Source organism: Lacisediminihabitans sp. H27-G8, from assembly GCF_046156175.1.
Classification (GTDB): Bacteria; Actinomycetota; Actinomycetes; order Actinomycetales; family Microbacteriaceae; genus Lacisediminihabitans.
Genome location: NZ_JAYLVL010000003.1, coordinates 442,947 through 461,576 on the forward strand (window position 1 = coordinate 442,947; position 18,630 = coordinate 461,576).

Annotated in this window: 21 protein-coding genes; 13 read left to right on the plus strand and 8 right to left on the minus strand. The window is 67.6% G+C overall.

The window, feature by feature from the left end:
* Positions 1-109 precede the first annotated feature (109 nt).
* From VLI63_RS11435 to VLI63_RS11455, 5 genes are all read left to right on the plus strand, one after another.
* Positions 110-1,576, plus strand: a complete 1,467-nt coding sequence (locus VLI63_RS11435) for a DEAD/DEAH box helicase (RefSeq protein WP_409156977.1) — start codon at positions 110-112, stop codon at positions 1,574-1,576.
* Between the two features lie 107 nt (positions 1,577-1,683).
* Entirely contained in the window at positions 1,684-2,001 is a 318-nt protein-coding gene (locus tag VLI63_RS11440; RefSeq protein WP_409156978.1) for a hypothetical protein, read from the plus strand.
* A complete protein-coding gene (locus VLI63_RS11445) occupies positions 1,998-3,326 on the plus strand; it encodes a hypothetical protein (RefSeq protein ID WP_409156979.1) in 1,329 nt (442 codons plus the stop codon). The genes VLI63_RS11440 and VLI63_RS11445 overlap by 4 nt, the downstream gene beginning before the upstream one ends.
* Positions 3,323-3,712, plus strand: coding sequence for a hypothetical protein (locus VLI63_RS11450; protein ID WP_409156980.1), 390 nt, complete (start codon positions 3,323-3,325; stop codon positions 3,710-3,712). The genes VLI63_RS11445 and VLI63_RS11450 overlap by 4 nt, the downstream gene beginning before the upstream one ends.
* Positions 3,709-4,824: a hypothetical protein gene (locus tag VLI63_RS11455; RefSeq protein ID WP_409156981.1), complete on the plus strand. Its 1,116-nt coding sequence runs from the start codon at positions 3,709-3,711 to the stop codon at positions 4,822-4,824. Before VLI63_RS11450 ends, VLI63_RS11455 begins: the two co-directional genes overlap by 4 nt.
* Here the strand turns inward: VLI63_RS11455 and VLI63_RS11460 are convergent.
* Complete coding sequence (locus VLI63_RS11460; protein ID WP_409156982.1) at positions 4,812-5,663, minus strand: PHP domain-containing protein; 852 nt, start codon at positions 5,661-5,663, stop codon at positions 4,812-4,814. The genes VLI63_RS11455 and VLI63_RS11460 overlap by 13 nt on opposite strands.
* A 33-nt stretch (positions 5,664-5,696) precedes the next feature.
* On the opposite strand from VLI63_RS11460, the gene VLI63_RS11465 reads away from it, so the two are divergent.
* Positions 5,697-6,710 (plus strand): endonuclease/exonuclease/phosphatase family protein, encoded by a 1,014-nt coding sequence (locus VLI63_RS11465; RefSeq protein ID WP_409156983.1) that lies wholly within the window; start codon positions 5,697-5,699, stop codon positions 6,708-6,710.
* A 30-nt stretch (positions 6,711-6,740) separates the two neighbouring features.
* Here the strand turns inward: VLI63_RS11465 and VLI63_RS11470 are convergent, their stop codons facing one another.
* Positions 6,741-7,373: a TetR/AcrR family transcriptional regulator gene (locus tag VLI63_RS11470; protein WP_409156984.1), complete on the minus strand. Its 633-nt coding sequence runs from the start codon at positions 7,371-7,373 to the stop codon at positions 6,741-6,743.
* 183 nt (positions 7,374-7,556) lie between these two features.
* On the opposite strand from VLI63_RS11470, the gene VLI63_RS11475 reads away from it, so the two are divergent.
* Complete coding sequence (locus tag VLI63_RS11475) at positions 7,557-7,781, plus strand: hypothetical protein (protein WP_409156985.1); 225 nt, start codon at positions 7,557-7,559, stop codon at positions 7,779-7,781.
* 60 nt (positions 7,782-7,841) lie between these two features.
* On the plus strand, positions 7,842-9,314 hold the full coding sequence (locus VLI63_RS11480) for an aminopeptidase P family protein (RefSeq protein WP_409156986.1): 1,473 nt from the start codon (positions 7,842-7,844) through the stop codon (positions 9,312-9,314).
* A gap of 112 nt (positions 9,315-9,426) precedes the next feature.
* Here the strand turns inward: VLI63_RS11480 and VLI63_RS11485 are convergent, their stop codons facing one another.
* On the minus strand, positions 9,427-9,912 hold the full coding sequence (locus tag VLI63_RS11485) for a general stress protein (protein WP_185201309.1): 486 nt from the start codon (positions 9,910-9,912) through the stop codon (positions 9,427-9,429).
* A 46-nt stretch (positions 9,913-9,958) separates the two neighbouring features.
* On the opposite strand from VLI63_RS11485, the gene VLI63_RS11490 reads away from it, so the two are divergent.
* From VLI63_RS11490 to VLI63_RS11505, 4 genes are all read left to right on the plus strand, one after another.
* Positions 9,959-11,275: a magnesium transporter MgtE N-terminal domain-containing protein gene (locus VLI63_RS11490; protein ID WP_409156987.1), complete on the plus strand. Its 1,317-nt coding sequence runs from the start codon at positions 9,959-9,961 to the stop codon at positions 11,273-11,275.
* Positions 11,259-11,762, plus strand: coding sequence for a DUF1003 domain-containing protein (locus VLI63_RS11495; protein WP_185201311.1), 504 nt, complete (start codon positions 11,259-11,261; stop codon positions 11,760-11,762). The genes VLI63_RS11490 and VLI63_RS11495 overlap by 17 nt, the downstream gene beginning before the upstream one ends.
* Positions 11,759-12,889, plus strand: a complete 1,131-nt coding sequence (locus VLI63_RS11500) for an Mrp/NBP35 family ATP-binding protein (protein ID WP_409156988.1) — start codon at positions 11,759-11,761, stop codon at positions 12,887-12,889. The genes VLI63_RS11495 and VLI63_RS11500 overlap by 4 nt, the downstream gene beginning before the upstream one ends.
* A gap of 361 nt (positions 12,890-13,250) precedes the next feature.
* A complete protein-coding gene (locus tag VLI63_RS11505; RefSeq protein WP_409156989.1) occupies positions 13,251-14,165 on the plus strand; it encodes a LysR family transcriptional regulator in 915 nt (304 codons plus the stop codon).
* Between the two features lie 16 nt (positions 14,166-14,181).
* Here the strand turns inward: VLI63_RS11505 and VLI63_RS11510 are convergent, their stop codons facing one another.
* Positions 14,182-14,862, minus strand: a complete 681-nt coding sequence (locus VLI63_RS11510) for an SDR family NAD(P)-dependent oxidoreductase (protein WP_409156990.1) — start codon at positions 14,860-14,862, stop codon at positions 14,182-14,184.
* A gap of 87 nt (positions 14,863-14,949) precedes the next feature.
* Positions 14,950-15,345 (minus strand): twin-arginine translocase TatA/TatE family subunit, encoded by a 396-nt coding sequence (locus tag VLI63_RS11515; protein WP_409156991.1) that lies wholly within the window; start codon positions 15,343-15,345, stop codon positions 14,950-14,952.
* Between the two features lie 65 nt (positions 15,346-15,410).
* Between VLI63_RS11515 and VLI63_RS11520 the strand changes: the two genes are divergently transcribed.
* Entirely contained in the window at positions 15,411-16,037 is a 627-nt protein-coding gene (locus tag VLI63_RS11520) for an O-methyltransferase (RefSeq protein WP_409156992.1), read from the plus strand.
* Between the two features lie 30 nt (positions 16,038-16,067).
* On the opposite strand, the gene VLI63_RS11525 is transcribed toward VLI63_RS11520, so the two are convergent.
* The 3 genes from VLI63_RS11525 to dapE form a co-directional block, all read right to left on the minus strand.
* The gene (locus VLI63_RS11525) at positions 16,068-16,244 is read right to left on the minus strand and encodes a DUF3117 domain-containing protein (protein WP_165063777.1); all 177 of its coding nucleotides are present in this window, start codon (positions 16,242-16,244) and stop codon (positions 16,068-16,070) included.
* 81 nt (positions 16,245-16,325) lie between these two features.
* Positions 16,326-17,477: a hypothetical protein gene (locus tag VLI63_RS11530; RefSeq protein ID WP_409156993.1), complete on the minus strand. Its 1,152-nt coding sequence runs from the start codon at positions 17,475-17,477 to the stop codon at positions 16,326-16,328.
* Positions 17,478-17,512: 35 nt separating this feature from the next.
* The gene (dapE, locus tag VLI63_RS11535; protein ID WP_409156994.1) at positions 17,513-18,610 is read right to left on the minus strand and encodes a succinyl-diaminopimelate desuccinylase; all 1,098 of its coding nucleotides are present in this window, start codon (positions 18,608-18,610) and stop codon (positions 17,513-17,515) included.
* Positions 18,611-18,630: the final 20 nt, after the last annotated feature.

Sequence of the window (18,630 nt, forward strand, 5' to 3'; positions counted from 1 at the left end):
TCCCATTTCTGGTGGAGGCTCAGCACGCCCCAGGTCAAAGCGGGCGTAGCCGCTTTTTAGACAGGGCATCATCATCACTACATTTTCAGATCTCAATATCGACCAGGACATGGTCGACGCTCTCGCCACCAAGGGCATCATCTCGCCCTTCCCGATCCAGGTTCAGACGATCCCCATGGGGCTCGCCGGCCAGGACATCATCGGACAGGCCAAGACCGGAACAGGCAAGACTCTCGGCTTCGGTCTCCCCCTTCTCCAGTCGCTCGGCCTGAACCCCGAGCCCGGCGTCAAGGCGCTCGTCGTCGTGCCGACCCGTGAGCTGTGTGTGCAGGTGGCCGAAGACCTCGTGCTCGCCGCATCCAACCGCGGCACCCAGGTCGCCGCCATCTACGGCGGCAAGGCCTACGAGGGCCAGGTGGAGCAGCTCAAGGCCGGCGCCCAGGTCGTCGTCGGAACCCCCGGTCGCCTTCTCGATCTCGCAAGCCAGCGGATGCTGTCGCTCAAGGACGTCAAGGTGATGGTGCTCGACGAGGCCGACAAGATGCTCGACCTCGGCTTCCTCTCCGACATCGAGAAGCTCTTCGCCCAGACCAGCCCGACCCGCCACACCATGCTCTTCTCCGCCACGATGCCCGGCCCGATCGTCGCCCTCGCGCGTCGCTTCATGAACCGGCCCATCCACATCCGCGCGACCGACCCCGACGAGGGGCGCACGCAGGCCAATATCAAGCACGTCGTCTACCGCGCCCACTCGATGGACAAGGACGAGGTCATCGCCCGTATCCTGCAGGCCGAGGGACGCGGCAAGACCGTTGTCTTCACCCGCACGAAGCGCGCCGCAGCCAAGCTCGTCGAAGAACTCAACGACCGCGGCTTCAACGCCGCCGCCGTGCATGGCGACCTCAACCAGGAGCAGCGTGAGCGCGCCATGGCCGCGTTCAAGGCCGGCAAGAAGGACATCCTGATCGCCACCGATGTCGCGGCTCGCGGTATCGATGTCAATGACGTGACACACGTGATCAACCACACGATCCCGGACGACGACGACACCTACCTGCACCGTGCCGGCCGCACCGGTCGCGCGGGAAAGACCGGCATCGCCGTCACCTTCGTCGACTGGGACGACATGCACAAGTGGGCCGCGATCAACAAGGCGCTCGACATGGGCCAGCCTGAGCCGGTCGAGACCTATTCCTCCTCGCCGCACCTCTTCACCGACCTCGACATCCCGGAAGGTACCAAGGGGCGCCTCGCGTCCGCCGGTCCCGTTCGGGCACGCGAGCCGCGTCCGGCCGACAGCGACCGCGGTGGTCGCTCGGGCGGCGGCCGGGACAGCAACGGTGACCGCAGCCGCTCGGGCGATCGTGGTGGCCGCTCTGGCGACCACGGCGGCACCGGGCGCAACTCTGGTCGTCCCGCTGGCGCAACGGGCGGACGTCCCCCGCGCGAAGGATCGACCGACGTCGTGCGCGAGAGCGCCGAGGGCGGCGGAACCCACGACGGAACCTCGCCGACGCGTCGTCGTCGCACCCGTTCTCGTCGTGGCGGTGCGGGAAACACGCCTCCCGCCTCCTGAGCACCGGCGCCTGAGCACCGGGCCCCAGAACATGGGTAGTCCTTTCCATCGACCGGTTCGCCGCCAGCCCGTATTCTTCTGGAGCGAGCCGATCGGAAAGGACTCCCATGGCCGACCTCAGCCTCAATCCCGCGGATGTTCGCGATCTCGGAACCCACCTCGCGTCGATCTCCCGTGAGTTCCGTGAGGCGAATACCCGCAGCGACCGCATAGCGGCGGCGGTGGGCCACTCGGGTCTCGAAGATGCGGTGAAGGATTTCGCCCACGAGTGGGACGACACCCGCGAGGCCATGGTCGACGACATCAATACCCTGTCGAAGACGTCGATCGCGATCGCCGACGCCTTCGAGCAGACCGACCAACAGCTCGGAAACGCGCTGACGGATACCCCCTCGGCGCCGGCCAGCCGGGCGGCCGCTCGATGAGGCCGTCGGACTGGAGCGCGCTCGACCTCGGATCGGATCCGGTACCCGGTGAGCCCGGGATCGTGCTCTCCGGCGGGCGCGACTATCTCGCGGTCGCCGACGCGATCAAAGACTCCGAACGCAAGCTGCGCACGCTCGACCTCGGCTCGGCCGTGGTGTCGCAGTCCATCGACGCGCTCATCGAGACATCCGGAAAAGTAGCCGACAATATCGGCAAAGCCGAGGCGCGTTACCGGGCGACCGGGGATGCCCTCAGCCGGTACGCCCCGGCACTCGAGGCAGCCCAACGGGAATCCATGGAGGCACTCAGCCTCGCCCAGTCGGCCCGGTCGGCCGCCGATTCGGCCTCGAACGACAAGCAGCACTACCTTCGACTCGCGGCGGACGAACACGACCCGCAACGGGCCCTCACCTACACGAACCTCGCCGAGGACCTCGACTCGGATGCCGCGGGTGCCCACGCCCACCTCGCGAACGCGCAGGGCCGGGCGCACGAGGCCATGGCGGCGCGCGACCGGGCGGCGCAGGCGGCCATCGACGACATCCACGCCATCACGAAGCACGACGGCCTCAAGGACAGCTGGTGGGACGACTGGGGCAAGGACCTGCTGTCCGTGATCACGGACGTCGCGGGCTGGGTCTCCTCGATAGCGGGGGTGCTCGCGCTGCTGGTGTGCTGGATTCCTGTGATCGGCCAGGCCCTCGCCGCGGTATTCCTGCTCGTGGCCGGGATCGCCGCGGTCGTCAATGCGATCGGCAACATCGTGCTCGCTGCCACCGGCGATCGCTCCTGGACGGAGGCGATCATCAGCATCGCGGGAGCCGTGCTGGCCGTCGTGGGCATGGGTGCGGCCGCACGGGTGGTCGGAAACGTGGCGAGCGCCGCACGGATCAACGCGAAGGCGGGGGTGGAGATCGCGGCCGGGCAGGCGGAGAAGCTCACCGTGCGCCAGGCCATCCGGCTGAAGCCCTCGGAGCTCTCCGATTCCGAAGGCCTGTGGGCCAAGCCGGTCTCCGACCTCAAGCCAGGCGATTCCGTCTACCGGCTCCACGGAAACGGGGCCCTTCCGGAGGGGGCCTCCTACAGCACGCTGTCCCCCTCACAGATGCGAAATCCCCGCTCCTCCCTCGGACTCCCCGACGTCAACTCCGGCGAGAACCTGATCGTGGCCCGGGTCGACAGCGTCGACAATGTCGTCGTCACCCGGCACGCGCTGCCCCTGAACGGCCAACCCGGTGGAGCGCCGGAGTACATAATTCCTGGCGCCTTCGGCCCGAGCAAGGGCATCACTGTGCTCTCCGACACCCCGCTGAGGGTGCGATGAGGGCCCTCGTTCGCGACCTGGAGTTCCCCGGCACGCTCGGGCTCTACGGTCGAGCGAACGGCTCCGGAGTGGCGCTGTTACACCTCGCCAGCCCCATCACAACGGGCCCGGCCTGGGCTCGAGTGGATGAAGCGGGCGGCGAGGTCGAGCCCGGCTACTACTACGTGCGAGCGCTCGCCCAGGCCGAACTGCCCACGGGCTGGTGGGCTAGCATCCTGCTGTATTCAGTGCAGCCGACCCTCGACGTGTCGTCCGCGGACAAGGGCACCCCACCGCGAGCATTCACCCAGGTCGGGGAGTTCGAGGGCGCGGCCGACCTCGCATCCGCCCGACGTATGCAGGAGTCTTTCGAAGCATCCCGACGCGAAAGAGGCGATACCGCATGAGCGACCCGGTGGACGACGGCATCCTGGTCGACCGCACGAGCGAGGTCGGCTCGGCCGCCCTCGCGGCCGCGCTCAAGGCGACGGATGTCGCGGCGATCGGCCAGGCGCTTCGGCACGACTACGTGGTGGTGCCGCAGCTGCGCGGTGCGGGCGGTGAGCTGCAGGTGCGCGTCTTCGAGTCCGAGCATCCGGAGGGAGCCACGCCCTACGAGCTCTGCCTGTTCTCGTCTACTGCGGCACTCGCCGCCTACCTCGGCGACAACGAAGACCGCGAGTTCGCCCTTCAGCGCGGCTCGTCGCTTGTGCCATTCCTCGAGCAGTACCGGGCCGTGATCGAGCGCGTGGTGTTCGATCCGGCCGGTCCGCACCCGATGATGGCCATCGCCGACGACGTGCTCGCCTCCCTCCGGCCACGACCGGGCGACGACGACGTCGCCTGGGTGGCGTCCACCCCCGGCGGAGGCCTCGAGGAGGCGGCCCTGCCCCTCGACCCCCGAAATTCGACTGTGGTCGGCCTCGACATCGCGTTGTCGAGAGAGTGGTTCGTGATCGAGCTCGAGGATGCCGCGGCACGCGACGAACAGGTGTCGCTGCTGGTGCGCCAGCAACTCTCCGCCCTCGCCCCCTCGCCGGTGCTCCGGGCCGAATTGGAGCGCTGGCTGAGGGAGAGCTGCGCGCGGGCGGCATCGGCGAGCGGACGCTTTCTCGCTTACCTGCTTCAGCGCAACGAGACTGCGGCCCTCGCCATCAACGTGGCGATGTACTGGCATTCCCTCGGTCCGGCGATCGGTGATGTGAGCCACCTGGACCGAATGGCAGAAAGACTGCGGTCCACGCTCGGAGCAGGGGTGCTCGTAGGGGCCGAGACACTCGCCGGCCCGTTCATCCGCCACTCGCGCGTCGGCGCCGGAGCGGCCGAGCTCGGGGCGACCGAGACCCCGCTGCTCCACGTCGACTACTGGCTGCAGTTCCCCGACCTGCGCGGCCTCTGCCTGTTGAGCTTCTCCAGCCCGCATGTGGGCATCGAGCCGCAACTGCTGCTCCTGATGGACAACATCGTGCTGACGGGTGCCTGGGTGCTGGAGACCGATCAGCCCGATCAGCCTCGGTAGGGCGCCGAGCCCGAACCGGCTGCCACGATTCGCTCAAGCGCCTCCGGCTCCGTGGTGTTCTCGGCGAGACGGTTGGGCTTGCCCTCGCCGTGATAGTCGCTCGAGCCGGTGACCACCAGGTCGTACTTCGTGGCGAGCTCGTAGAGGCGCACCTTGCCGTCTTCGGTGTTGTCCCGGTGGTGGATCTCAAGCCCAACGAGGCCCGCCGCCACGAGCTCCGCGATCGCGCGCTCCTCGATCACCCGGTAGCGTCCGTGCGTGGCCGGGTGCGCGAGCACCGGCACTCCCCCGGCCGCGACGATCATGCGAACGCCCTCGAGCGGAGAGGGGGCGTAGTACTTCTCGTAGTAGCCGCTGCGCCAGTGCAGGATGCTCTCGAAAGCGGCGCTGCGGTCGCTCACGAGACCCTTCGCCACGAGGGCGTCGGCGATGTGCGGCCGCCCGAGCGTTCCGCCGTCCACCGACTGGGCGAGCACATCGGCCCAGGTGATGTCGTAGTCGACGGCGATGCGCTCGACGATGCGCTCGGCACGGTGCATGCGTCCATCCCGGATCCGCGCGGTCTCCGCGATCACCGTTTTGTCCGTCGGATCGAAGAGGTAGGCGAGCATGTGCACGCTCGCCGGGCCGTAGTTCGTGCTCAACTCCATGCCCGGGATCACGGTCAGGCCGGTTCCGGATGCCGCGGCGAAGGCCTCCTGCCATCCCGCGGTCGAGTCGTGGTCCGTGATCGCCACAGTGGCGAGGCCGGCAGCCACCGCGGCCCGCACGAGCTCTGTCGGCGTCTCTGTGCCGTCGGAGACGCTGCTGTGGGTGTGCAGGTCGATCAATCCGGGCATCCTGCAACTCTATTCCCGTTAGGGTTGGTCACGATGTTCCGCCGCCTGCTCGCTGCCCTGCTCCTCATCGTGGGGGCAGCCGCGGTGCTCCTCCTCGGCTGGCCTCAGCTCTTCTCGCTTCAACGGGCCCCCGGAGTCACGCAGCTCGTCTCGTTCCGCGCGGCCGGAGCCGCGGGCGGCGTTGTCATCCTCCTCTTCCTGCTGGTTCTCGCCGCCGCCAACCCGCGTTTTCGACGGCTGGGTCTGTCGCTTTCGGCGCTCGCCCTTGTCTTCGTGCTTCTCAACGCCGCTGTGCTCTCCAGCCGTGGCTTCGGAGGCGGCGCCCTGCCCGCCCGGGCCGGTGCCGACGTCACCGTGGTCTCGTGGAATACTCTCGGCGGCGCGCCGGGTGCCGCGGTGATCGCGCAGCTCGCCATCGAGTCGGATGCGGATATCGTCTCCCTCCCCGAAACCACCGAGCAGACGGCGACCGCTGTCGCCGTGCTGATGACCGCGGCGGGAATCCCGATGGTGTCCCATACCGTGGCGCACGGGCACATCTCCAAATCGCGCTCGACCTCGGTGCTCATCAGCACCGCTCTCGGGGCCTACCACCTCGACGAATCCGCCGGCTCCACAGGCACCCTTCCGAGCCTCGTGATGGTGCCCGACAGCGGATCCGGTCCGACAATCGTCGCGGCTCACCCGGTGGCACCGCAGCCGACGGAGCTCGAGAACTGGAGGTCAGACCTCCACTGGATCGCGGGGGCATGCCCCGACGGAAATGTGATCATCGCCGGCGATTTCAACTCCACTCTCGATCACCTCGCGGGCCTGGGCACCGCACCGGGCACCACCGTCGGCGCGTGTACGGATGCCGCCCTCCGCACCCACTCCGCTGCTGTGGGCACCTGGCCGACCTTCGCTCCCGCCCTCCTCGGCGCACCCATCGACCATGTGATGACGACCGCGAACTGGTCGATCGTGGGCGTGCACGTGGTCGAGAACCTCGACCGGGCGGGAAGCGACCACCGACCGATCGTGGTGAGGCTGCGTCCGACCCGCTGATCCCGAGTCCACCTCGGCCTGGCACCCGGTCTAGTTCGAGGCGGCAGCCCGATTCGCCGCGATGACCAGTTCGCCCATGGCGCGGGCGCGACGGGCGGCACTCGGGTCGCCCGCCGCCGCCTGCACGATGCATCCCTTCATCAGGATGAGCCACGACCGGGCGAACTCCTCTGGCTCGGCGAGCCCGGCTTCGGCGGCGAACCCGCTCACGACGCTGCTCACCGTCGCGAGATGGGCGGAGCTCGCGCGGCCCAGCGGATGATCCGCTCCCATTTCCAGGATCACTTTGACGAAGGTGCAGGCCTCGTAGTCTTCGCGCTGGAACCAACCATCGAACACGTCGAAGATGGCAAGCAATCGGCCCTCCGGCTGGTCGCTCAAGGATCGCGCGCCGCTGTCGACGATGCCGAAGGTCCAGTCGGTCTCGCGGCGCTTCAGGATGGCGAGGACGAGCTCGTCCTTCGTGGGGAAGTGTCGGTACAGCGTTGCCTTCGCGACTCCCGAGGCGAGGATCACCTCGTCCATCGCGACATCCCGGATCGCTCGCCGGCAGAACAGCCGGTAGCCGGCCTCGATGATGCGCTCGTGGGAATCGGCGAAAGCGGGAGCCCTTGCGGCGGGTGGTGTGGCCGCGAAGACCGGGCTGGGGACGGCGATGGACATGGATTCACTCCCGAACAGGCCTGCGGGGTCTGAGCAAACCTGAGTGCGCGCCACTGCGCGTGCATACTCGCTCGATCGTAGTGCGTCAAGGAGTGCGGCGAGTCGTAGACAAGACAGTGCAGTCTCTGTTTGGATTGGGCAAGCCGGGTCAGAGGTGACGAAGGCACAGGCAGGGGCACAGCAATGAAGAGTTTCGAGGATGTCCTCCACAATTTCGACACGTCGCAAACGGCGCTCGACACGCACCGTGACACTGCGACCATCGTGCTCGACGAGTCGGTGTTGCCCGCGCCGGTCTCGTCCTTCGAACACGTCGCGCGCTCGACGGCGAGTCGTGAATCGCTGGTTCCGCCGAAACCCCTGTGGCCGTTCGGGCTTCGGACCCACCCTCACCGTCAGGCCAGCTGAGACGCAGGGCTTTCGCCGCTCTTCGTCGCGGTGACCGGGGCCGCGGTGGAGAATGGATGCATGGCTGACAAGAATGTATCCGCGCCCCGCGCCACCTCGAACCGCTCGACCGTGCCGGTCTCCGACACCTTCAAGCAGTTCATCTCGAGCGAATGGGCCGAGCATACCGAGTCCGAACCGAGCCCCCGCGAGCAGGCGGAGTGGGCGGCGGCACGCAGGGCCCGCGTCTCGGCGCTCTATGCGGGAAAGCGGCTGATCATCCCCGCCGGTGCGGCGAAGGTGCGCTCGAACGACACGGACTACGCCTACCGCGCGCACTCCGCCTTCTCCCACCTCACCGGCTGGGCTGGCGACACCGTCGCGGGCAGTGTGCTCGTGCTCGAGCCAACGGAAGAGGGACACACTGCGACCCTCTATTTCCGAAAGGCGGCCGGACGCGACTCCGACGAGTTTTACGCCAACCCGGAGATCGGCGAATTCTGGACCGGCCCGCGCCCCTCCCTCACGCACGTCGCCACGGACCTCGGCCTCCTCACCGCCGACCTTGCCGAATTCGGCCGGGTCCTGGAAAGCGTCGACTCCGGCACCATCATCCTGCGCGACGGCGATCGGGACCTCACCGACCAGATCGATGGTCGTCGACTCCTCGCGGCGGATGCCGACAGCCTCGAGAATGACGCGGACACCGAATTCGCCCGCGACCTCTCCGAACTCCGCCTGGTGAAGGACGCCTATGAGATCGAACAGATGCGGCGGGCTGTCGCGGCGACGAAGAAGGGATTCGACGACGTGATCGCGGATCGTGACGCGATCATCGCCCACGAGCGGGGTGAGCGTCTCGTGGAAGGCACTTTCAACCGCCGTGCCCGTGCCGAAGGCAATGCCGTCGGCTACGACACGATCGCCGCTTCTGGCCCGCACGCCTGCATCCTGCACTGGACGCGCAACGACGGCCCGGTCGTGCCCGGCGACCTGATCCTGATGGATGCCGGGATCGAACTGGACAGCCTGTACACCGCCGACATCACCCGCACACTCCCGGTGAACGGCGTCTTCGAAGAGACCCAACGGCTCGTCTACGAGGCCGTGCTCGAGGCCGCCGACGCCGCATTCGTCATCGTGCGCCCGGGAATCCGCTTCCGTGAGATCCACGCGACGGCCATGGCGGTCATCGCCGCGAAGACGGCGGAGTGGGGTTTCCTGCCGGTGAGCGCCGAGGAGTCGATGAAGCCGGAGAACCAGTTCCACCGGCGCTATATGGTTCACGGCACCTCCCACCACCTCGGCCTGGACGTGCACGATTGCGCCCAGGCCCGTCGCGACCTCTATCTCGACGGCGTGCTCGAGCCCGGAATGGTCTTCACCATCGAACCGGGCCTCTACTTCCAGCCCGACGACCTCACCGTGCCGGAGGAGTTCCGCGGCATCGGTGTGCGCATCGAAGACAACATCCTCGTCACCGAAGCGGGCGCGGAGAACCTTTCCGTCGGCATCCCTCGCACCGCGGATGACGTGGAGGCCTGGCTGCGCTGAGCAGTTCGCCGGACCGTGCGGCGTCTGCTCCACGACGGGCGACTGCGGACGGTCCGGGCCGGCCGGCCGGCCCATCCGGACCGCATTCGCCCGCGTGAGGCGGGGCGAGCCCTCAGGACGTGCGCGAGAGCACGTCCTGGGCCTTCGTGAGCAGGTTGGGGTCGACGACGATCTCGTAACGGCTCGCGAGCACCTGGTGGGTGGAGGTGAAGTCACGGGTGCGGCGCGTGACGGCGGTCGCGGCGATTCCGAAGAGTGCTCCGAAACCGGCGCCGATGATGATCGCCGCAATCACGTATTGCAGAACAGTGCCGGTGCCACCGAAGGTGAAGAGCACGCCGATGAAGAGGCCGAACCAGGCGCCGCTCGCCGCTCCGGCGCCCGCGGCACGTCCGTAGGTGAGCTTGCCGGTGACCCGCTCGACGGTCTTCAAATCGCTGCCGACGATGGAGACCTGCTTCACCGGAAAGTCGGCCTTGGCCAGGCGATCGACCACGGCCTGGGCTTCGAAGTAGGTGTCGTAGGTGCCGAGCACGTCGCCCTTAGGCAGGGTCGGGATCAGACGGCCACGAGGTGCGAGGGGGCTTTGGTTGGTCATGCCTCCATTATCCTCTCCCCCCATTCGGAAGGTCTAAGTTAGACCTGTGAGCGCCGCAAGAGTCTTCGTCGCCCGACTTGCCGGGTGCTCCGTTTTCGACCCCGCCGGCGACAAGGTGGGCCGAGTTCGCGATGTGCTCGTCGTCTACCGCCAGAAGGAGCCGCCACGGGTCGTCGGACTCATCGTGGAGGTGCCCGGAAAGCGCCGGGTATTCCTGTCGATCGGGCGGGTCACGAGCTTCGGATCCGGCCAGGTCATCACCACCGGACTGATCAATCTGCGCCGCTTCGAACAGCGTGGCGGTGAGGTGCGCGTGATCGCCGAGATGCTCGGCCGCGAGGTGACCCTCGTCGACAAATCGGGCAGCGCCACGATCGAGGATGTGGCGATCGAAGAAAGCGGTCCGGGCGAGTGGGCGGTCAGCGAGCTCTTCCTGCGCCGGCCGAAGACCAGTTCGTCCCCCTTCGCCAAGGGCCAGACCGTGTTCTCCCCCTGGGCGGGGATGCGGGAGCGCTCCACCGGGGAGGCGCAGTCCGCCACCCAACTTCTCGCCACCTACGAAGACCTCCTGCCCGCCGACCTCGCCAACGCGATGCTCGACCTTCCGGAACAGCGGATGCTGGAGGTCGCTGAGGAGATGAGCGACGAACGCCTCGCGGACGTGCTCGAGGAGATGCCGGAGAGCGAGCAGGTCGACATCCTCAACCAGCTCGACGACGACCGCGCCGCCGATGTGCTCGACCAGATGCAGCCCGATGACGCGGCCGACCTCATCGCACAGCTCAGCGACGAGCGGGGCGAGGTACTCCTCGACCTCATGCAGCCCGAAGAGGCCGAAGACGTGCGCATGCTGCTCGCCTACGCACCCGATACCGCCGGCGGACTCATGACGCCGGAGCCGATCATCGTGTCGGCCGACGCGACGGTCGCGGAGGGCCTTGCGCTCATCCGGCGCCACGAGCTCGCACCGGCACTCGGCGCGGCGGTGTGCGTGACGCTCCCGCCCTACGAGCCGCCGACCGGCCGGTTCCTCGGCATGGTGCACTTCCAGCGGATGCTGCGCTACCCGCCGATGGAACGGCTCGGCACCCTGCTCGACCAGAAACTCGAGCCGGTGAAGGCGAGTGCCTCCGCCGCTGAGGTCGCCAGGACCCTCGCCAGCTACAACCTGGTCTCGCTGCCCGTTGTCGATGACAACCACCGATTGGTCGGGGTGGTGACCATTGACGATGTCCTCGACTACCTGCTGCCCGATGACTGGCGAAGTCACGACGACGACCCCGAGCCGGCGAATGCCGACACCAGCACCATCCCCGTAATCGCTTCTGCCGGAAGGAGGTCGCCAAGTGGCCCGTCGTTCTGATTCGCTCGATACGCCGAAGGGCCTGCGCAACCGATTCGTGCCCCGCATGGGTGGGCGCGACCGGGTAGGACGATTCTCGGAGGGATTCGCCCGCGCCATGGGCACCTCGTACTTCCTCGTGGGAATGACCGCCTTCGTCGTCGCCTGGTTGGCCTTCAACAGCTACGCGCCGACCGGCTCGCAGTTCGACCCGATCAAGACGAACTTCACCCTGCTCACGCTGATCCTGTCGCTGCAGGCCTCGTATGCCGCGCCGCTCATCCTGTTGGCCCAGAACCGCCAGGATGACCGTGACCGGGTGCAGTTCGAACAGGACCGGCAGCGCGCCGAACGCAATCTCGCGGACACGGAATACCTCGCCCGCGAGGTCGTCTCGTTGCGGCTGGCCGTGCGAGAACTCGCCTCGAAAGACTTCATCCGTGCCGAGCTTCGAGCACTGCTCGAGGAGCTCGAGAAGGAACGCAAGCCCGACGGGGCCGCCGGTTGAGCGTCGCCACCGGCCTCGACGAACGAGTGCGTGACGCGCTCTCCCGGGTGATCGACCCCGAGATCCGCAAGCCGATCACCGAACTCGACATGATCGGCGGCGTCACGAGCGGCCCCGATGGCGCCGTCACCGTCGGGCTCACACTGACGATCGTCGGATGTCCCGCCGCGGACACCATCGAACGCGATGTGCGAGAGGCCGCGGCATCCGTCGACGGTGTCACCGCCGTGACGGTGCTTGTCAGCATCATGACGCGTGAGCAGCGCACCGCTCTCACGGAGAAGCTCCGGGGTGGGAGGTCGCGCGAGCTGCAGTTCGGACCGCAGACGCTCACCCGGATCATCGCCATCACGAGCGGCAAGGGCGGGGTGGGCAAGTCGACGATCACCGCCAACCTCGCCGTCGCTCTCGCCGCGCGCGGACTCGCTGTCGGACTCGTGGACGCAGATGTCTTCGGGTTCTCGATCCCGGGCATCCTCGGACTCGCCGGGGCGAAGCCAACGAAGGTGGGAGAGATGATCCTGCCGCCGATCAACTACGGCGTGAAGGTGATCTCGATCGGCATGTTCGTCGAGGACAATGCCGCGGTGTCCTGGCGCGGACCGATGCTGCACCGCACGATCCAGCAATTCCTCACCGACGTGTATTTCGGTGACCTCGACGTTCTTCTCCTCGATCTTCCGCCGGGAACCGGGGATGTGGCGATCTCGCTCGGCCAGTTGCTCCCTCACGCCGACGTCATCGTGGTGACCACACCCCAGGGTGCCGCGGCAGAGGTCGCCGAACGCAGTGCGACCGTCGCGCGCCAGACCGGCCAGCGCGTGATCGGAGTCATCGAGAACATGTCGGGACTCGTTCAACCCGACGGCAGCGTTCTCGAACTCTTCGGTTCGGGAGGCGGCGCGGATGTCGCGGCACGACTGTCAGCGGGGCAGGAGCATCCCGTGCCCGTGCTCGCCGCCGTGCCGCTCAGTATCTCGCTGCGCGAGGGTGGTGACGCCGGGGTGCCCATCGTGCTCTCTGACCCGATGGACGCTGCATCCGTGGCGATCCTGTCGGTGGCCGACCAACTCGCGCGCGGCGGCCGTGGACTCGCGGGGCGCAAGCTCGGCTTCACCGTCAGCTGACTCGCCGCTGTGGTCGAGTAGGGCGCTCAGCGCCCACGGTGGTCGAGGAGCGCACTCTGCTCCCGGATCGAGACCCTGGGTCTCGATACGCTCGCTGGCGCTCGCTACTCGGCCGACGGAACGCCGGTCTTGCGTCGGCTCAGACCTGGCGGGTCGGCGCCTGGCGGTATCCGTCGCGAAGGCTCACGACGACGGCGGAGGCGATGCCCCAGACGGAGAGAACGGCGATGGCGGCGGGAACGATGACGGCGTACATGATGACCTCGGGCTATAACTGCGGATGATTGATTGTCTCCATTCCACACCTCTTCTCTCTGAAGCACAATCAAATAGAAATGGACTGACTGTGTAGTCTGGCTACATGGATGTACATCGCCTCGAGCTGCTCCGGGAACTCGCCGAGCGGGGAAGCATCACGGCCGTCGCCCTGGCCACCAACCGCACGGTCTCGGCGGTCTCGCAGCAGCTCAAAGTGCTCGAACGCGAGGCCGGCCTCCCCCTCACCGAGCGCTCGGGGCGCGGCATCGTGCTGACCGGAGCCGGCCGGATGCTCGCCCAGACCGCCACTGATGTCGCGATCGCCCTCGAGCGCGCCGACGCGGTCTGGAAGGAATTCACTCTCTCCCCCCGCGGCGAGGTCACCCTCACCACCTTCCCGACCGGCGGCCAGATGCTGCTGCCGGGGCTCCTCGACGCGGTTGCCGAGATCCCCGATCTCACGCTCATCGCGAGCGACCAGGATCCGCTGCATCCCGACTTCGCCGATCTCACCCCCGACTTCGACATCGTCATCGCCGATGCCCCCGGTCTGATGCCGTCCTGGCGCGAACGCGGGCTCACCGTCGTGAAGCTCATGGACGAGCCACTGGACATCGCGCTGCCGGAGGGGCATCCCCTCGCGGCCAAAGCGAGCCTCTCGGCAAAGGACCTCGTGGACGTCACCTGGATCGGTGTGCCCCTCGGCTTCCCCTACGACCGCATCCTGCGCCAGCTGGAGGCCATCACCGGCGTTCCGGCGACCATCGGGCAGCGATTCCTCGACAACGGCATCGTCGAGGCCCTGGTGGCGACAGGGCACGGCATCGCGATCCTGCCGCGCTTCACCACCCGCGATCATGAGAACGGGCTCGTCACCCGCCCGCTCGCCGGCATCCGGTCGACCCGGCAGATCTCGGCGCTGATGCGCCCCGACCGGGCCGAGCGACCGTCGGTGCGCCTGGTCGTGCGCGCCCTCCAAGAGGTCGCGAGCGGCGTCGCCGCACAGCACCAGGGGTGATCCCCCACCCCGAGAGTCAGAAGGCCGTGCTCGGCAGGTCCTTCTCGTCGTCACGGATGGCTCGCACGATCCGTTCCGCGACCGCCACAGGATCGAGGCCCGCGGGAAATGCCGAGGCGGCGCCGGCGATGGCACGAGTGGCCAGGCCGGTCTCGGTATGGCCGGGCCGAGCATCGAGCACCCGGATGCCGGATCGCCGCAGTTCGCGTGACGAAGCCTGCACGAAGGCCGCCAGAGCCGCCTTCGAGGCGGAGTAGGCGGCGAGGCCGGCCGTCGGAGACTCCGCGACGATGCCGCTCAGCGTCACGATGAACGGCTTTCCGCCGGCGGCCGCCGAGGCCGCAAGGTGGGGGGTGGCCTCACGGATGAGCCGCATCGGGGCGAGCGCGTTGGTCTCGAAGAGCTGCCGGAGGGTGTCATCGCGCACTTCGCCCGCCGGGCCGAATGCCACGACCCCGGCGGCGATGACCATGCCATCGAGCCGGCCGTGCGCACCGAGCGCGGCGGCGACGATCGCAGCGGCTGCCGCCTCGTCGGTGAGATCGGCGAGAAAGGCATCGGGACCGCTTAGTCGCTCCGCACTCCGCCCGGCACGAACCACCGTCGCGCCCTCCGATTCCAACTGTCGCGCTATCTCAGCACCCAGCACACCGGACGCTCCAACCACCAGTACAACCGCACCGTTCACATCACTCATGGCGCGATCCTAGATGCCTGATCTGGGATGCCGCCTGAGGAGTGCGCGGGTGTGGGGCGCGAGGCCCGCAGTCGGCTTCAGGTGGCTTCAGGTGGCTTCCGTGTCGAACGGTGCCTCGACGACCGTTCCGCCCGTGCTGCTCTCGGCCATCAGCCGCTTGCGCTTCGCATAGGCGGATTCGCCGTTCGGCTGCACGATCGTCAGGGGAACTTCGGGCCGATCATCCGAGTCCTCGAGAAGGGCCTCGCGGATGATGCGGCGCGGGTCGTATTGGCGCGGATCGAGCTTCTTCCAGTCGACGTCGTCGAAGTCCGGGCCCATCTCCTCGCGCAGGCGCTCTTTCGCGCCATCCGCCATGTCGCGCACGTTTCGCACGAGGCGCCCCAGCTGGGCCGCATAGTGCGGAATCCGCTCCGGGCCGAGCAGAAAGACCGCGATCACGAGGATCACGAGGAACTTATCGATAGTCAGGCCGCCGAACACTCGTTCAGACTAACGCTCCCAGCCCCAAACCCTCCCTTACGCTGGGCTGTGAACGAGGAGCAGAATTGGCAGACAAAGAGTCGAGCTGGAAGTTCGCGGAGGACTTCATCGTCGAACGCGAGCACATTGCGCAGGCGAGACAGCATTCGATCGAGCTGGGAATCGATCCGGTGAGCCCGGCGACGGGCGCGCAACTCGCTGTCATCGCGGCGGCCACGGCGGCGACCAACATCATCGAGATCGGCACCGGGGTCGGCGTCAGTGGGCTCTGGTTGCTGTCCGGCGCTCCAGAAGCCACACTCACCTCGATCGACTTCGAACTGGACTACCAGCAGTCCGCAAAGAAGGCATTCCTCGAGGCTGGCGTCCCCGGCAACCGGGTTCGGCTCATCGCCGGGCGCGCCATCGACGTGCTTCCGCGCATGAACGAACAGTCCTACGACGTCGTGCTGGTGGACGCCGACCCGCAGTCAGTGATCCAGTACGTGGAGCACGGCCTTCGGCTCGTGCGCACGGGCGGCACCGTTCTGGTTGCGCACGCTCTCTGGCGGGGCCGGGTCGCCGATCCGGCGCAGCGCGACGACACCGTCACCGGGTTCCGCTCGCTCCTGTCGGAGATCGCCGAATCCTCTGCCGTGATCAGCGCGCTGTCACCGGTCGGCGACGGACTGCTTCAACTGACCAAGCTCTAGAGAGCCCGGTCGGTGGTGGAACGAACGGCCCTAGCTGGCCGCGGCGACAACCCCGGCTAGCGCGTCGTGCAGTTCCTTCGCTTCGGCATCGTTGACCGAAACGACGAGGCGACCCCCACCTTCGAGCGGGACGCGCACGATGATGAGGCGACCCTCCTTAACAGCCTCCATTGGTCCGTCTCCGGTCCTCGGCTTCATGGCTGCCATGATGGATCCCCTTTCGTGGAATGACTTCCCATTATCCCGTAACTGGGCGTTAACCCGAAAACGGGGGCTCCCCCCGCCTCGTTACGGGGGTGTCCAGTCGTAGCCGTCAGCCCACCAACAGAGCGAGAGCCAGGCGAACTGGCCGACGATACAGGCGACAACGAGCGCGACCCGGTAGGGAACGGAGCGAGGCTGGGCGATGGCCCCGAGCAGGGGGAACATCGGCACGAGCAACCGGAACGTGCTCGACTGCGGAAAGAACACTGCCAAGAGGTATAGCGCGTAGCTCGCCGACCAGAAACGGAGGTCGGGTCCGAGTCGGCGCACCGCGGGAATGAACAGTGCAGCGGCGAATCCGACGACGAGAAGCGCGAGGGCCACGAGAGGGACGACGCCGAGATGCCACAGGTCGCCCCAGAATCGCGCCGCCTGCACCCACGGGGCGAAGGGCTGGAGCTCGATATAGCCGATATACGCAGACCGCCAGGCGAGTTCGGTGTCGGTGTAGGCAGAGGGGGATCCCGTGACCGCCCAGGCCACGAACCCGACGAGGCCGGCCGCGAGCATCCCCACCCTGGCCGGGAACGGATCGCGGGCGCGGGTGAACCATCGGTACCCGAAGTGCAGCGCGAGCGCCAGCGCGAACGCGAGTCCACTCGGCCGCGTGAGCGACATGATCGCCACAACGGGAAAGAGCACCTCATACCGGCGTTCGAGCAGAAGGTAGAGCGCGAGAGCGAGGAAGAAGGCGTGCATCGACTCCGCATAGGAGACCTGCAGGATGGGCGAGAGCGGAGCGACGCACCAGAGCACGACGGCGAAGAGCGCGGTGGCCGCGGGGAGTCGCAGGAGGAAGAGCCGGTAGATCATGAGTGCCGTGAGCAGCGAGAAGACGAAAGAGACGGCCACCGACACCGGCTCCCACGGCAGTGTGGTCACCACCATCACAAACCGCACCAGCATCGGATACGCCGGCAGGAAGGCCCAGGCGTTCTCCGCGACGTGTCCCGAGGTGGTCAGCGGAAGCGTCGCCGGATAGCCGCCGACGGCGACGATGTGGTACCAGGTGCTATCCCAGAACTGCGCGAACTGGAGGTAGCCCGGATTCGCACCCGACCAGGGATTCGGTGCTTGGCGTGCCGCGAAGTACAGCAGCAGGCTCGTGCTGACCAGTCGTGAGGCCGCCCACACCACGACCACCTTCACCCACCACGGGGTGAGGCGGTAACGCACGTGAAGAGTGGGTGACGTCGATCGCTGCCCGGCGGTCAGCTCTGCTGGAGCCACGCCCTCAGACCCCGCTCGCACTCCATGATCTGGTGCACAGCGACGCGCTCATCGTCCGCATGGGCGAGGAGCGGGTCTCCCGGCCCGTAGTTGACCGCCGGGATGCCGAGGGCGGAGAAGCGCGCGACATCCGTCCACCCGTACTTCGGTTTCGCTTCCCCGCCGACAGCGGCGAGGAACTGCTGGGCGAGGGGCGCATCGAGGCCGGGGCGAGCGCCCTCTGCGCAGTCGGTGACCACGAGGTCGACTCCGGCGAAGACCTCGCGGAGGTGGGCCTCTGCCTCTTCAGCGCCCTTGTCGGGAGCGAATCGGTAGTTCACCGTGACGACGCATTCGTCGGGGATCACGTTGCCCGCCACTCCGCCGCTGATCGCCACGGCATTGAGGCCCTCTCGGTAGACCAGGCCGTCGACCTCGATCGATCGAGGCTGGTAGGCGGCGAGGATGTCGAGGATCGCGGATGCGGCGTGAATCGCGTTGATCCCCACCCAGGCCCGAGCGGAGTGCGCCCGCCTGCCGGTCGTGCGCAGCTCGACGCGCATCGTGCCGTTGCAGCCGCCCTCGATGAGGGAATTCGTCGGCTCACCGAGGATCGCGAAGTCCGCGGCGAGCAGCTCGGGACGGTTGGCGGCGAGTCGGCCGAGCCCGTTGAGGTCTGAGGCCACCTCCTCGTTGTCGTACCAGATCCAGGTGAGGTCCACCGCGGCATCCGCGAGCTCGGCGGCGAGTTTGAGTTGCACCGCCACCCCGGCCTTCATGTCGACGGTTCCCCGACCCCAGAGGTAGTCGGTGCCGTCCTCGGTCTCGAATCGGGTCGGCAGGTTGCCGTTGAGCGGGACGGTGTCCGTGTGCCCGGCGATGACCACGCGCCGGGCGCGACCGTGGGTCGTGCGGGCGACGAGCGCATCGCCGTCCCGGGTGACCTCGAGATGTTCGAAGGGGGCGAGCGCGGACGCAATCGCATCGGTGATGGTGCGTTCGTCGCCCGAGACCGATTCGATATCGCAGAGCTGCCGGGTGATCTCGATCGAGGATGCCGCCAGGTCGATCGCGGGCAGTGTCGATTCGGCGGTGGGCATGCGGTCAGTTTATAAGTCCC

Excerpts from the sequence above, each read along its gene's own strand:
- VLI63_RS11435 (WP_409156977.1), top strand. The coding sequence starts at position 110 with ATGGTCGACGCTCTCGCCACCAAGGGCATCATCTCGCCCTTCCCGATC.
- VLI63_RS11440 (WP_409156978.1), top strand. The coding sequence starts at position 1,684 with ATGGCCGACCTCAGCCTCAATCCCGCGGATGTTCGCGATCTCGGAACC.
- VLI63_RS11445 (WP_409156979.1), top strand. The coding sequence starts at position 1,998 with ATGAGGCCGTCGGACTGGAGCGCGCTCGACCTCGGATCGGATCCGGTA.
- VLI63_RS11450 (WP_409156980.1), top strand. The coding sequence starts at position 3,323 with ATGAGGGCCCTCGTTCGCGACCTGGAGTTCCCCGGCACGCTCGGGCTC.
- VLI63_RS11455 (WP_409156981.1), top strand. The coding sequence starts at position 3,709 with ATGAGCGACCCGGTGGACGACGGCATCCTGGTCGACCGCACGAGCGAG.
- VLI63_RS11460 (WP_409156982.1), bottom strand. The coding sequence starts at position 5,663 with ATGCCCGGATTGATCGACCTGCACACCCACAGCAGCGTCTCCGACGGC.
- VLI63_RS11465 (WP_409156983.1), top strand. The coding sequence starts at position 5,697 with ATGTTCCGCCGCCTGCTCGCTGCCCTGCTCCTCATCGTGGGGGCAGCC.
- VLI63_RS11470 (WP_409156984.1), bottom strand. The coding sequence starts at position 7,373 with ATGTCCATCGCCGTCCCCAGCCCGGTCTTCGCGGCCACACCACCCGCC.
- VLI63_RS11475 (WP_409156985.1), top strand. The coding sequence starts at position 7,557 with ATGAAGAGTTTCGAGGATGTCCTCCACAATTTCGACACGTCGCAAACG.
- VLI63_RS11480 (WP_409156986.1), top strand. The coding sequence starts at position 7,842 with ATGGCTGACAAGAATGTATCCGCGCCCCGCGCCACCTCGAACCGCTCG.
- VLI63_RS11485 (WP_185201309.1), bottom strand. The coding sequence starts at position 9,912 with ATGACCAACCAAAGCCCCCTCGCACCTCGTGGCCGTCTGATCCCGACC.
- VLI63_RS11505 (WP_409156989.1), top strand. The coding sequence starts at position 13,251 with ATGGATGTACATCGCCTCGAGCTGCTCCGGGAACTCGCCGAGCGGGGA.
- VLI63_RS11510 (WP_409156990.1), bottom strand. The coding sequence starts at position 14,862 with ATGAGTGATGTGAACGGTGCGGTTGTACTGGTGGTTGGAGCGTCCGGT.
- VLI63_RS11525 (WP_165063777.1), bottom strand. The coding sequence starts at position 16,244 with ATGGCAGCCATGAAGCCGAGGACCGGAGACGGACCAATGGAGGCTGTT.
- dapE (WP_409156994.1), bottom strand. The coding sequence starts at position 18,610 with ATGCCCACCGCCGAATCGACACTGCCCGCGATCGACCTGGCGGCATCC.